Annotated in this window: 19 protein-coding genes; 11 read left to right on the top strand and 8 right to left on the bottom strand. The window is 32.8% G+C overall.

The window, feature by feature from the left end; translation table 11 throughout:
* The first annotated feature begins 38 nt into the window (after positions 1-38).
* The 4 genes from AC0L3Q_RS10170 to AC0L3Q_RS10155 are packed head-to-tail and all read left to right on the top strand — an operon-like array spanning position 39 to position 1,983.
* Positions 39-431, top strand: a complete 393-nt coding sequence (locus AC0L3Q_RS10170) for a hypothetical protein (RefSeq protein ID WP_473286461.1) — start codon at positions 39-41, stop codon at positions 429-431.
* Positions 418-1,341 (top strand): formate/nitrite transporter family protein, encoded by a 924-nt coding sequence (locus AC0L3Q_RS10165; protein WP_473286460.1) that lies wholly within the window; start codon positions 418-420, stop codon positions 1,339-1,341. The genes AC0L3Q_RS10170 and AC0L3Q_RS10165 overlap by 14 nt, the downstream gene beginning before the upstream one ends.
* A gap of 27 nt (positions 1,342-1,368) precedes the next feature.
* Positions 1,369-1,671, top strand: a complete 303-nt coding sequence (locus tag AC0L3Q_RS10160) for an HPF/RaiA family ribosome-associated protein (protein WP_473286459.1) — start codon at positions 1,369-1,371, stop codon at positions 1,669-1,671.
* Positions 1,672-1,704: 33 nt separating this feature from the next.
* Positions 1,705-1,983, top strand: coding sequence for an acetyltransferase (locus AC0L3Q_RS10155; protein WP_473286458.1), 279 nt, complete (start codon positions 1,705-1,707; stop codon positions 1,981-1,983).
* A gap of 443 nt (positions 1,984-2,426) precedes the next feature.
* Here AC0L3Q_RS10155 and AC0L3Q_RS10150 read toward each other — a convergent pair whose 3' ends face one another.
* The 4 genes from AC0L3Q_RS10150 to AC0L3Q_RS10135 form a co-directional block, all read right to left on the bottom strand.
* Positions 2,427-3,443, bottom strand: a complete 1,017-nt coding sequence (locus AC0L3Q_RS10150; RefSeq protein WP_473286457.1) for a helix-turn-helix domain-containing protein — start codon at positions 3,441-3,443, stop codon at positions 2,427-2,429.
* A gap of 47 nt (positions 3,444-3,490) precedes the next feature.
* A complete protein-coding gene (locus AC0L3Q_RS10145) occupies positions 3,491-3,649 on the bottom strand; it encodes a hypothetical protein (RefSeq protein ID WP_473286456.1) in 159 nt (52 codons plus the stop codon).
* Positions 3,650-3,772: 123 nt separating this feature from the next.
* Positions 3,773-4,219, bottom strand: a complete 447-nt coding sequence (locus AC0L3Q_RS10140; protein ID WP_473286455.1) for a response regulator — start codon at positions 4,217-4,219, stop codon at positions 3,773-3,775.
* A complete protein-coding gene (locus AC0L3Q_RS10135; protein ID WP_473286454.1) occupies positions 4,206-4,952 on the bottom strand; it encodes an AraC family transcriptional regulator in 747 nt (248 codons plus the stop codon). Before AC0L3Q_RS10135 ends, AC0L3Q_RS10140 begins: the two co-directional genes overlap by 14 nt.
* Before the next feature lie 109 nt (positions 4,953-5,061).
* Between AC0L3Q_RS10135 and AC0L3Q_RS10130 the strand changes: the two genes are divergently transcribed.
* The 7 genes from AC0L3Q_RS10130 (at position 5,062) to AC0L3Q_RS10100 (ending at position 9,925) form a co-directional block, all read left to right on the top strand.
* On the top strand, positions 5,062-6,234 hold the full coding sequence (locus AC0L3Q_RS10130; RefSeq protein WP_473286453.1) for a histidine kinase dimerization/phospho-acceptor domain-containing protein: 1,173 nt from the start codon (positions 5,062-5,064) through the stop codon (positions 6,232-6,234).
* Positions 6,201-6,623, top strand: a complete 423-nt coding sequence (locus AC0L3Q_RS10125) for a sensor histidine kinase (protein WP_473286928.1) — start codon at positions 6,201-6,203, stop codon at positions 6,621-6,623. The genes AC0L3Q_RS10130 and AC0L3Q_RS10125 overlap by 34 nt, the downstream gene beginning before the upstream one ends.
* Before the next feature lie 64 nt (positions 6,624-6,687).
* Positions 6,688-7,305 (top strand): hypothetical protein, encoded by a 618-nt coding sequence (locus tag AC0L3Q_RS10120; protein ID WP_473286452.1) that lies wholly within the window; start codon positions 6,688-6,690, stop codon positions 7,303-7,305.
* Positions 7,302-8,888, top strand: a complete 1,587-nt coding sequence (locus tag AC0L3Q_RS10115; protein WP_473286451.1) for an ATP-binding protein — start codon at positions 7,302-7,304, stop codon at positions 8,886-8,888. The genes AC0L3Q_RS10120 and AC0L3Q_RS10115 overlap by 4 nt, the downstream gene beginning before the upstream one ends.
* A complete protein-coding gene (locus AC0L3Q_RS10110; protein ID WP_473286450.1) occupies positions 8,881-9,150 on the top strand; it encodes a response regulator in 270 nt (89 codons plus the stop codon). The genes AC0L3Q_RS10115 and AC0L3Q_RS10110 overlap by 8 nt, the downstream gene beginning before the upstream one ends.
* Positions 9,143-9,289 (top strand): hypothetical protein, encoded by a 147-nt coding sequence (locus AC0L3Q_RS10105; RefSeq protein ID WP_473286449.1) that lies wholly within the window; start codon positions 9,143-9,145, stop codon positions 9,287-9,289. Before AC0L3Q_RS10110 ends, AC0L3Q_RS10105 begins: the two co-directional genes overlap by 8 nt.
* A 9-nt stretch (positions 9,290-9,298) precedes the next feature.
* The gene (locus AC0L3Q_RS10100) at positions 9,299-9,925 is read left to right on the top strand and encodes a biliverdin-producing heme oxygenase (protein ID WP_473286448.1); all 627 of its coding nucleotides are present in this window, start codon (positions 9,299-9,301) and stop codon (positions 9,923-9,925) included.
* Here the strand turns inward: AC0L3Q_RS10100 and AC0L3Q_RS10095 are convergent.
* Genes AC0L3Q_RS10095 through AC0L3Q_RS10080 form a run of 4 tightly spaced genes read right to left on the bottom strand, consistent with a single transcriptional unit; the run spans position 9,888 to position 13,199 of the window.
* Positions 9,888-10,271: a DoxX family protein gene (locus AC0L3Q_RS10095; RefSeq protein ID WP_473286447.1), complete on the bottom strand. Its 384-nt coding sequence runs from the start codon at positions 10,269-10,271 to the stop codon at positions 9,888-9,890. The two genes, AC0L3Q_RS10100 and AC0L3Q_RS10095, sit on opposite strands and share 38 nt — an antisense overlap.
* A 7-nt stretch (positions 10,272-10,278) precedes the next feature.
* Positions 10,279-10,521, bottom strand: coding sequence for a DUF7218 family protein (locus AC0L3Q_RS10090; RefSeq protein WP_473286446.1), 243 nt, complete (start codon positions 10,519-10,521; stop codon positions 10,279-10,281).
* Between the two features lie 41 nt (positions 10,522-10,562).
* The gene (locus tag AC0L3Q_RS10085) at positions 10,563-11,420 is read right to left on the bottom strand and encodes a mechanosensitive ion channel family protein (RefSeq protein WP_473286445.1); all 858 of its coding nucleotides are present in this window, start codon (positions 11,418-11,420) and stop codon (positions 10,563-10,565) included.
* A 39-nt stretch (positions 11,421-11,459) separates the two neighbouring features.
* Positions 11,460-13,199 (bottom strand): thiamine pyrophosphate-dependent enzyme, encoded by a 1,740-nt coding sequence (locus tag AC0L3Q_RS10080; RefSeq protein WP_473286444.1) that lies wholly within the window; start codon positions 13,197-13,199, stop codon positions 11,460-11,462.
* Between the last annotated feature and the right edge of the window lie 52 nt (positions 13,200-13,251).

Here is a 13,251-nt window from a genome sequence, read left to right as displayed (position 1 = left end):
GCCTGAAATTTAACAACAAATAATTTAAGAAAAGAGTTATGAAAAAAATTCTAACAACATTGGCAATACTTTCCTTTACCATTGTTACCGGCCAAAACCCTTTTACTCAAAAATCTGATAATCTAAAGATTAAAGAAGAAGCAAAAGAGTTGGCTAAGGAATACGATCAACAACTCGGAATGACAGAAGATCAATTATTACAATTCGAAATAAAAGTTGAGGAGTATATGATAAATGAAAAGAAAATAAGGGATAGTAACTTGAATATCAAAGAAAAGATAAAGGCGCTTGAAATCAACTTGAATAAAGAAACATCGGCTATGAGCAATATATTAACACGAATACAGTATGATCTTTATAAGAAGATCAAACCGCAATATCAATCTATTGATTCTGTCGTAGTCGGTGAAGTAAAAAATGTTAAAAACTAAACATTTCTCTACTTTAGAAAAAGAAAGTACTGAAAAAAGAAAAAACAACAGAGGAATCAAAAGCCATATGGCAAAAACAAAAACTGAACAAAAGTCAAATATTGATAATCGTGACCTTAGTATTCAAGAAAACGCACCAATGTCACACTCAGAAATTTTAAGAGAACAAATTTCTGAAGCACTAGATATTTATGACAAAACCAATTCGAGTATTTTTCTTAGTTCGTTTACCGCAGGGCTTGAAATTGGTTTTAGTTTTCTTCTTATTTGTGTCATGTCAGATTTTTTAATGGGTAGCATTACCCAAGAAGCCATCTGGAAAATAAATGCCTTGGTTTACCCTGTTGGTTTTATTTTAGTAGTATTGGGTAAATCAATACTTTTTACCGAACAAACCTCTCTTTTATTTCTACCAGTTTTAAACAAAAAATCTAACTTATCAGATCTTTTTAGACTCTGGAGTTTAGTCCTGGTAGGTAATATTTTGGGAGGAATGCTAATTAGTATAATTGCAGTTTGGATAGGCCCTAGACTTCACATTTTCAGCGCTGAAACAATAGAAAAAATTTCAATTCATGTTATTCATGACAACCTAGTAGTTATATGGGTTAGTGCAATTTTGGCAGGTTGGCTTATGGGACTTTTATCATGGTTACTTACTTCATCCGATAGTACAATAAGCAGAATTCTTATCATCTATATTATCACAGCGGTAATTGGAGCTATGGGATTACACCACAGCATTGTTGGTAATATCGAAGTCTTTTCTGGTCTTATAATTTCTAACGAAATTACTCTAAGAGATTATTTACTTTTTCAGACCATTGCTATTTTGGGAAATGCTCTAGGAGGGGTCGTTTTTGTAGCTCTTTTAAAGTACAAAGCCTTTGCTTTTGATGGTAATAATTAATATAAAATGTTATAAATAAAAATAAAAATGAAGACAATTTTTGAATATACAAACGTAAGTGCTAGTTCTCGATTAGAGAGTATAGCCATCGAGAAATTAAATAACCTAAAAACAAAATATTCCTTTATTCTCAGAGGGGATATTTTTTTTAAGAAAGAGAACACTACATCAGATGAAAAAGGACATCATTGTGGAATCAGATTGAGCGCTCCTGGCCCTAGGTTATATGCAGAATCTAGTGAAGTTAGTTTTGCAGAGGCAATCACGGAAACTATTAGAGACTTAGACGATCAACTGAGAAAAAGAAAAGAAAAAATGAAAACGTTTTAAAACGGTTCAATAACATTCTGTGATATTCTATAAATGAAATATTCCGAACAATATGATGATGTTTATGAAATGCTTCCAGAAAAGCTTGCAGAAAAATATCCAGAGCTATCTTTCGATAATCATTGTTATCTAAGAATAGCTTTGGATAACATGGCCAGCACAAAATGGGATACGGTTATTTTAAGGCCTGCATACAAGCATTTATCTTTAGAACAACGAAAGGAAATTATAAGACTTTTGAAAGCTTACTTCTATGACAAGTCACTATTATTAAGTCACAATCAACAATCGTTACAATATCGCAGAAAATAAGTACTATTATTATTCTAACCTATTTGTCAGCGATTTCCTTTACTTTTTATGGAATCAATTGTCTGGTAAAACCATAAAATCAGGAGACAGATAATCAAGTCATATAAATAAGTTAGAAACTGCATTTTAATGGCGACCAATACTTATTCAAAATTTCATCTTTCAATGCAGTGAAAAATGTAAGAGTTATTCTCTGAATCGCCTCCTTTTGGTTTGAATAGTTAATCCCAAAAAACACTGTTCTTTTAAGTATCTAAAGAATAATGTATTATTATCATTTTTTAGATTGATTTCTGAACACTTAACACGTTCTTGATTTTTTTTATCCGTACAACTTCGACTTATTTCCGTTTTTTAATGTTAAAAATTTGAGTGATTTCTGCTATTTGTAAAATAAAAAGTGATTGCTTTTGGGCAACCACTTTTTCATAATATATAGAATCTCAAGCAGATGTCGCTAGAGAGTAGACGCGAGATTTTTCTTGATAATACCGTGGGCTGCAATTGTACTTTTCTTTAAAGATTTTTGAGAAATAGCTGCGACTAGTAAAACCAATTGTATAAACAACTTCAGAGATATTAAGATCAGTAGTTTTTAATAAATTTTCTGCTTTTTCAATTCTAATATTTTTAATGTAGTCCGTTACCGTTCGGTTATACAATAATTTAAAACCTTCTTGCAATTTTGCTGCGGGTAACCCTGTTTGTTGAATCAAGTATTTTATCGAAAAGGGATAATCACAATTATTTTGAATTTCTTCAGCAATATCCTTGATGATTTTTTGCTCTTTTAAAGTTAATAACCCGTTTACATCGCTAATCGACGAAATATCTTTATGGTGATGTTGAATTCCCATTGCTAAGATTAATTGTATCACTCCTTCGACAAATAATTTCTTTACCACTCCATTTTTCTCAGTACTTGATATTTTTCCTATTTGATCTGATATTTTGAGATTAGAAGATCCATAATATGCAAACTTCTTATTTTCCAGTTTTTCTTCAAATATTCTGAAAATTTCAGAAACTACACTGGTGATCATTTCCTTCGGTTTTTCTACAGATATAATGGCAATTTTTACCGTTTCGCCTTTTTTCAAAATCAAATCCGCTGACTCCTTGTCTATTATAATAGCTGTTTGAAATTCATCAATAACAGTTTCCTTGCCATTCATTTGATGAATCCCTTGTCCTTTACAACAATAGATAAAGTGTATCAAATCCGTTTCTTTTGTAAGAAAAGGTAATTTTACATTTGAAAAACACTCTAAATTAATTTCTGTATACCATTTGTATTTACCAGATGGAATTACTTTAATGTGCCCTTCAGCAAGCTCATTACTGATAGGTAAAACATATTCTTCTGACACTGAAAAATTTTCGACCTTTAACTTTGATAAAAGCTGCTCATAAAAGCCACGGTCAAAAGACGGTTTAAATGTACTTTCTAATACTTTCATAATTTCTTAAATCATTAAATGTTAACGTGTTTTGCATCAATGAAGAACTATCTTCTAGAGGAACTACTTTTACTACCGTGATTCGTTTTTAAAGAAATATTGAAACCTACCAGCGATGTTTGGTTAGAACGGTTTTCTGAACCCCCTGGATAGTTTTTTAAATCGTTAAAGACTCTACCTATTCTGGCGTGATGTTTCGTTTTCATAATTCGTGTGTTTAACTTTTTAGTAAATTTCGTAAACAACGAAGTGAAACACATTACAGAATTTTCAGAAAACGTTATAGAATTTTCAGAGAAGGGATGGATTTATTATAGTTCGAGTATGGTTTATACTCTTAAGAGGAAATTTTCTCTACTAAGATTAGAGGTTTGATATTGCCAATTTATTTTTAAAACTCGTTTTATTACAGATTTTAACTGATTAAAATCGTTCGGTTTATTGATATAGACATTTGCCCCTTTTACAAAAGTATCCTCAATATCCTCGTCAGAAGAGGAAGTAGAATATATGGCTATTGATAAGTCCTTAAATCGTTCGTATTCCCTTAATTCTTCCAGGCATTCAACTCCATTTTTTATAGGCATATTCAAATCCAAAAAAACCAAATGGGGTAAAGATTGACCGGGAAGTGTTAAATAGTCCAAAAATTCCTGTCCATTTCCAAAAAGGGATAGATTGGTCTTTAGATCTACTTCTTCAATAGCATCTTTAAAAAACATTCTATCATCTTCATCATCATCTACTAAAACGACTTGCAGTCTATCTAAATTCATTGTTTAGGAAATTAGGATTTTTAGGGGTCTCTGTAAATTCAGAGCGCTTTGTTATAATTTTCTGAAAACTTGTGGGTGTAAGTCCAGTTACTTTTTTAAACTGTGCTGACAAATGCGCAGTACTGCTGTAACCTAACTCAAAAGCAATTTGTTTTAAAGTAAATTGATCTTGTATTAGCATCTGCTTAACCCTATCAATACGCTTTATGATTAAAAAATTTTCTATAGAAGTATAGGTGCTTTCAGAAAAAAGACTAGATAGGTACGTATATGAGTACCCTAATTTTTCGGGTAAATATGCTGATATCTTATGATTCTTTTCTGAAGAAGTATCTAAAACCATTTCAGAAACTGTATCTTTTATTCGCTGAACGACTTCAGTTTTATGATCATTAATTATTTGAATACCGTATACAGATAGCAATGTTGTAAGTTCTTTAATTTTATCTATACTTAAAGCATGCAAAAACTCCACTTCTCCCACTCCATTAATTTTATAATCGATCTTTAATTGATCCAATTGCTGTTCTAATGTCTTTTTGAAAATGACATTCATATCATATTTAAGGTAAACCTTCATTGACAAACTCCCAAAATTCATAATTCTATGTAAAGCAAAAATAGGTAATGATTTTTGTCCATTTGATGTAATATTTAACACTATCAGGGATTTCTTTAGCACTATTGGATCAAAATCTAATTTTGCGCCAGAAACAATTATATTTAAATACAATTTGTGTTTCGTTTGAAGTAAATCTTATAACTCTGAAATTTATTAAAACAATTATTTGAAGACGCAAAAACATCTTTAGTTTAATAACCCATTTTCAAATTAATCGCTATTGGCTTTCAGTAATAATATATCCTCTCATTTAGATTCTGCAGAATTCTTAAAATCGTTGATTGAACGCTCGGATAGTATAATAAGCTATTTTACTCCAATTTTTGAAACAAATCAAATTGTTGATTTCAATCTAGACTATATTACAGCTAATTTTGATAAGTATATAAATAATCATGTCGATACTATAACAAATAAACTAGCATCAACGGTATTCCCCATTATTTTTGAAAACGGAATTTTTGAAATTCTAGTAGCTTGTTACACAAAAGAAGATTTGGAAATATCTTATGAACGTGAGTTCGAGTTTGAAGGGAAGAAAATATGGTTTCAAAATAAGGCAATAAAACAGGAAAATGGTATTACTATTACATCAAAGGATATTACTCAATTAAAAGAAATTGAAAGTAAGCTTAGAGATTCTTTAAAGCGATCAGAATTTCAAAACACTATTTTAAAAGATTCTGAATACATATCAAAAACCGCAAGTTTCAGATGGAATATTAATAAAAATAACTGGACCTTTTCAGAGAACATAAAACATCTCTTCGAATATGATTCAGAGTCCCTCGCATTAAAGAAAAAAGGGCTATTTAAGTTTTTGAATGATGATGAAGGAAAAAAACTAAAAATAAGTATTGACAAATTAAAATATGAAGACGTCTTACCGCCATTTGATTTTTCAATGCGTTTGAGTAACGGAGAAACTCGTTATTTTTCGTTGACTGCAAATTTTGTCCCTTCCAAAGATGGACAAATGATGCTAGGAGTGGTAAGAGATATCACCGATATTACTGAATCTCAACAATTATTGAAACGAAAAAATGAAGAACTTCTAAAGATCAATGAGGAACTCGACTCTTTTAATCATATTGCTAGTCATGACCTTCAAGAACCCTTAAGAAAAATTAGAATGTTTATTTCGAGAATAAAAGCAGGGAACCATGAAGCTATTCCCAATAAAACACTAGAATATTTTGAAAAAATCAATCTATCTGCAGAAAGAATGCAGGAACTTATACTACATCTTCTCACCTATTCACAAATCGGAAAAAAACAGGTGGCTAAAGAAACGGTAAATCTAAACGATATTGCCCAAGAATCCTTAATAGAACTAGAAGAAGAGATTAAGAAAAAAATATACAAATACATCTTGATAAACTTCCTACTATAAAAGGTGTTCCTTTTTTAATCAAACAATTATTCGTTAACCTTATTTCTAATTCAATAAAGTATAAAAAAACGAATGTAACTCCTAAGTTAAACATCTACTCCAAGAGCACGTCTAGCAATAATTCTGTTAACGAAAATGTTCAATATTTGGAAATTATTTTTGAAGACAATGGAATCGGATTTGACCCAAAATATAAAGATTCTATTTTCAAACTTTTCTACAGGTTACACGACAAAACAGTGTATAAAGGTACGGGTATCGGACTATCGATTTGCAAGAAAATTATGGAAAGTCATAATGGGTCGATCGATGCAGATTCTAAGCCTCACGAAGGGGCTAAATTTAAGCTGCGTTTTCCTGTACACAAAACATTATATCGATCAAGTTAAAATCAAATTGATAGCAGATAGAATAGCGATAGAAAAAAATTATCTTTAACAATAATAACGAATTATGGAGAGTCCTTCAACCCTATATCCCAAAAATATCGACCTCACCAACTGTGATAAGGAACCTATTCATTTAGTAGGAAAAATTCAAAATTTTGGGATTTTGTTGGCTGCTAACTTAACGACTGATGAGATTACTTTCTACAGTGAAAATTGTCTGCATTTTTTCAATCAAACTAAAGAAAACATCAATAAGATCAACGATTTAATACCTGCCCCATATTTAAAGTTGATCAAGGAAAGGCTTGAGTTAGACATTCAAGAACCCATACCTGTTATTTTATCAAATCAAAATTATTTACTTATTCCTCATGTTAGTGACACTAACTTGGTATTAGAAATAGAGGAAAATAATAATCCAATACAACCGTTGTCGTATCAGGCACAATTGACCAGAATCATAACGGCTCTTAGTCAAATTGATACTCCTCTGGAGATGTGTGATACCGCAGCTCAACTAATAAAGGAAATTTTTGGATATGACAGAGTGATGATCTATAAATTTGATGCAGATTGGAATGGTGAAATTGTAGCAGAACAAAAAGAATCTCATCTCGAAAGTTGGCTGGGCCTACATTATCCTGCATCCGATATACCTCAACAGGCAAGAAAACTCTTTTGAAGCAAGGAGTGCGAATTATTGAAGATGTTTCTTCAGAACCAATTCCCATTTTACCGGTAAACAATAAAATGTCTGTTTCATTGGATCTTTCAAAATCTGAATTAAGAAGCGTTTCTCCAATTCACATAGAATATTTAATGAATATGGGAGTCAAGGCTACCCTTACAGCTGCCATTGTTTTTCAAGGGAATCTATGGGGACTAATTGCTTGTCATCATTATACTCCTAAATACACCAATTTTCATCTTAGACTATCGTGTAAATTTATCACTCAAGTTTTTTCCACACAATTGGGATTAAGAAGTACAAATCGATTATTAGAAAAAACGAACATTTCAAACGAAATTAGATCGATACTTATAGAACAAATGAGTAAAGACTGGAATATTGTTGAAGGACTCACAACTGGAAAACAAACATTATTGGATATTACAGAAGCTACTGGCGCAGCAGTTTGTATAGATGGAGAAATTACTACTTTAGGAATCACTCCAAAAGAAGGAGAAATTAAGGAAATTGTTGAAGCTTGTTTTTTGGAGAAAAAAGCAGGAGTCTATAGAACTAATAATTTTAGTTCAGAACATGTCCAATTTGATTCTATTAGACAATCGGCTTCGGGAGTCCTTTGCGTTTTTATTTCCTCTACAGAGCAAAATGCTTTATTATGGTTCAAACCCGAGGTCCTTGAAACAATATCTTGGGGAGGCAATCCAAATAAAGCAGTCATTCAAAACAAAGACAAACGTATTTCTCCGAGAAAATCTTTTGAAAAATGGTCTCAAGAGAAAAAAGGCTTTAGTTTAGCTTGGCAAGACTATGAAGTTGCTGCAGCTATGGCGTTAAAAGATCATATTGCTGAGATTATAGTTCAAAAATATGATGAAATGAAAATTTTAAATAACCAGTTGAAAAAAGCGTATGAAGAGCTGGAAACATTTAGTTATAGCGTTTCGCACGATTTGAGATCCCCACTTAGAGGTATTGATGGCTTTGCTCAAATCATTAAGGAAGATTATTTTGAGAGCCTAGATTCCTTTGGTAAACAAGCAGTTAACACTATTATATCTTCAACTCAGAAGATGAATATGTTAATCGATGATATATTGTCCTTCTCGGGCCTAGGTAAAAAAAATACGGAATTTAACCAGCTAGATATGAACACCTTAGTCAATGAGGTAATTATCTATCTACAAGTATCAAATTTGTTTAAACAAACTCAACTAAAAATACACGACCTACCAACTGTGAATGGGGATAGAACAATGCTTTTTCAATTATTGAGTAATTTGATAAGTAATGCTTTTAAATACTCGTCAAAGGCCAAAAATCCAATTGTTGAAATAGGATACCAATCACCTAACTTTTATGTAAAAGATAATGGGATAGGGTTTGATGTAAAACACAAAGAAAGAATTTTTGGTATTTTTAGCAGATTGGTGAACGATGAATATGAAGGATCTGGAATAGGTCTTGCTATATCAAAAAGGGTCATTGAAAAACACAACGGAGACATATGGGTAGAAAGTATACCTGGATTAGGTTCCACTTTTTATTTCGCAATTAATACTACAAAAAATGAATAATTCTTATATCGTATCCATCGAAGATAGCCGCACAGATATAGAACTGATGAAGCGTGTGGTAAAGAAAGAAATGAAAGACTGCGATGTGAAGTACATTGAAGACGGAGAATCTGCTATTCAATTTTTCGAATCTCAGCAATTTCGGGACCACCCACCAAAGTGCATTCTCATGGATATTAAATTACCCAAAATGAATGGTTTAGAAGTACTAAATTATTTGAGAAATAAAAAAAGTAAAAAACATACCCGTAGTTATGCTTAGTTCGTCAGATAGGCCAGAGGAAATCGAAGAAACCTATCACCTTGGAGGGAATAGTTATATTGAAAAACCTAAAAACTATGCAGAGCTTAAAGAAAAATTACCAAAGATTATTACTTATTGGTTGACATATAACAAATAATGAAATTAAATGAGTACGTCAATATTACAAGTACTGAAACAAGAAACTTCATTGCTACACAAAACTGCAGAAGAAAAAAACCTTGCCAAGTATATCATCGAAAATTCGATCACACTTGAGCAATATATTGCCCTTATCAAACAGAACTATACCTTGTACAAAACCTTGGAAGATCAGTTAATCTGTAACAAAGAACTTTTACCTGAACCTTATCAAAAGTTTGTATCTAACAAAAAAAGTGAAGCCTTAAAAAAAGATCTTTCAAACCTTAATGTTTTTTGGGAAGACACAAAATCACTTACAATAAGTTTTTCTGATAGCTTTGCTTCTGTCATAGGTATTATGTATGTCATTGAAGGATCTATGCTCGGCGGACAGGTCATTAAGCATCATATCCAGAAATGCCAATCCTTACAAGGTATTCCAGAGCAGTTTTTTTTCGGAGATGATTCCAAAGCTGTCCGGCTAAGGTGGAATCAATTTTGCGATACGCTCCTTAAAAGCTCATTTACCGAAAGTGAGGTTAGACAATCTGTTTTGTCGGCAAAAAAACCTTTGAATATTTTATTCGAGTTTTCTCTGAAACCGAAAAAAAAGTTTAGAGAGTTAGATAGATATGAGTGCTCGAAGCAATAACCAAACACATTATCATAAAAATAAATGCTGGGTATGATTTATACAATGCGTCTTTTACCCTAAAATGCATTATAATTGATCCTAACAGTAAAACTGCCAAACCTAAACTAGCTATTTCCTGTACTATAGGGAACCATATAGAGGCTATTAATAATACTGCTAACGATATTTTAAGAAATCCAACAAAAAAACAAAACCATGTTGGTAAGCCGTAGAGATGAAACTCCTCTACAATATTTGTAGCATTACCTCCTCTCCATTTTGTTGCCTTTTTCGGATTAATAACCCATACATTTAAGATACTTAAACCAACGATTAGCTTTAGCCCGATGAGAATATAATTCATACGCTTATTAATTATTTCGTAATGCGTTTATTAATTCTTTTTTATTCATTTTTGACCTTCCTTCTATTCCTATTTTTTTGGCTTGCTGATAAAGTTCTTCTTTGGTTCTCTCTTCATAATTCGATGCCTTGCCTCCTTTTACTCCGCTATTCGGAGTATTAGCAATTCGAGCAGTTTTTTCTTTACTATACCCTTTATCGCGAAGGGCTTCATACTGGTCCTCATTTTTTATTCTAGGTCGATCCCCCATAGTTCTTACAGGTTTATATATGTTCTCTTATTTGTTCTATTTTAAGAAACTCCAGTAGACTTATTCTCTTCTTTACGCAGATCATACAATTTGATCTCTCTTTGCGGGAAAGGAATAGAAATATTATTCTCCTCTAATCTCTTTTTTGCTTCTTCTATTGTATAAAAGTGAATCGCCCAAAAGTCCTCATTCGATGCCCAATAGCGTAATGAAAGTGTTACAGAGTTGTCTCCCAAAGTAGTTACTACTACCTCTGGCGGGTTATCTTGCAGCACCCCTTGCTGTTCATTGATCAGTTCTAGAAGTAAATCTTTGGCTTTTTTAATATTACTAGAATAGGAAATTCCTATATCAATTTTATTTCTTCTAATCCCTTCAGCGGTATAGTTAATTATATTATCATTAGATAATTTGCCATTAGGAATAATAGCCAATTGATTTCCAAATGTATTTAGTTTTGTAGTAAAAATAGAAATCTCTTTCACCGTACCGGATATGCCTTGGGCCTCTATAAAATCACCTATTTTAAATGGTTTAAAAAATAGAATAAGTACTCCTCCTGCAAAATTTGACAAAGATCCCTGAAGGGCAAGACCAACAGCCAGTCCAGCTGCACCCAAAATTGCCACTAGAGATGAAGTTTGAACACCCAACTGGGTAATCACAAGAACAACTAATAGAAGTTTTAGACCAATATTGAATAAATCATATAGAAAGCGTTCAAGCGTTTCATCATAATCCTTTTTCTGAAAGAATTTTTTCAGTCCTCGACTAAATATTCGTATCATCCACAGACCGAGTATAAAGATGATGATTGCAGATAGTACGCTTGGCGTAAAATCCCAAGCCCATTCTAAAAATTGTTCCCAGTTTTCTTTAGTAAGTCCTAGTTTTTCCATGTGTTTTATATTAATTATGTTTATTCTCAAACTAGGAATTTAATCAAAATATGCTTCAATTTCTTGTTTTATATTTTCCCACTGTTCTTTCTCTCCGTTAAAAGCTCTGAGCACTTCTTTGATTTTTGATAATCCAAAACCTTTGGCTTCTTCCCAACCTATTTTAGGAGGTAGGGATAACTCAGCATTGGTAACAATTGCATCTATTACAAAAGGTTTTGTTGCTCTTTTGGCCATTTCTATAGCCGGAACTATGTCTTTCGCATGAGTTACCTTAATTCCATCACCACCGCATAGTTTTGCATAATCTGAAAAACTAAAATTATCTACTTTAAGTGCTTCCAAATTTGGAGCTAGACCTGCTTCTTCCATTTCAATTTTCACAAATCCCAGTTGCGAATTATTAAATACAATAATTTTTATGGGAAGATTGTATTTCACCGCAGTAGAAAAATCCTGTAATGACATATTAAAAGCACCATCACCTATAAGTCCCCATACCTCGCGATCAGGATATTGTAACTGAGCGCCTATCGCTGCGGGCAGACCAACAGCCATAGAACCGTGGTTAAATGAACCGATCGCTCTCCTATCTGAATGAAAATTCATAAAGTTAGATGCCCAGATAGCCGCGGTTCCCGTATCAATAGCAAAAATTGCATCATCTGATGCAACATCACTGATCTTTTTTGCAAAAATATGCGGATGTAAGGGCTCCATATCGCGCGAAGGATCGGCTTTGGCGTCATTAGTTTTTTTCCATTTTTTAAACTCTTCTCTCAATTCACTTAAAAAGGAATCATCCTGCTTACTATCACAAATTAATCCTAACGAGGCCACAGTTGATTTGACATCCCCATGCAACCCTAAATCAATTGGACAACGATTTCCAATATTTTCTGGCGCTATATCTATTTGAATGATTTTGCTTTTTTCAGGAAGGAAATCTGTGTAGGGAAAATCAGTTCCCAGCATCAGAAGTAAATCGCTATCCATAACAGCTTTGTATCCAGAAGGGTTCCCGATTAATCCTGTGAGACCAACAACATTTTCTGTATCATGATCAAAAATATCTGAAGCTCTTAAAGTATGTGTAATGGGCGCTTTTATTAATCTCGATAAATCTAAAACTTCCTTTTTTGCATTTCTACAACCTGCCCCAGCCAAAATACCAATTTTGTTTGCCGTGTTTATCAACTTGGCAGCCTCACCTAGTTCCTTTTTTAAAGGAATAACTACGCTGTTTGATCGAAACACCGCATGAACAAATTGTTGGTTTTCCGCTTTCATTTTTGCAATATCAGCGGGAAGCTCTATTCTACAAACACATTTATGATTAATAGCTATTTTGATCGCTCTTAGGATGACTCTAGGAGCCTCTTCTGGAGAGCGGATGATCGCCTGATACTCACAAACATCATCAAATATCTTTTTTAAATCTGCTTCTTGATGATAGTTTGTCCCCAAATGTTCAATCGGTATTTGCCCTGTAATTGCAACAACGGGAGATTTCTCTTTTTTAGCATTATACAATCCATTGATTAGATGTAGAGCGCCTGGGCCTACAGTACTGGCACAAACTCCAAAGTTGTTACTTAGTTCGCCCTGCGCGAAAGCCGCATAAGAACCGTTACCTTCGTGGTTCACACCAACCCATTGTATTTTGTCTTGTTTAGCAATAGCGTCCACTAAGGGATTTAGGGCATCTCCAGCAACACCAAAGATGTGCCGAACACCTTCTTCTGTCAAAATACTTAATAATTGTTCCGAAACATTCATTCTTGTTTATTTTAATTATGCAGTAAACACCAATTGAGACTCAAAAGACTCC

It is taken from the genome of Aquimarina sp. KJ22-3 (assembly GCF_055808215.1).
This window is presented reverse-complemented; position numbering and strand designations above follow the sequence as displayed.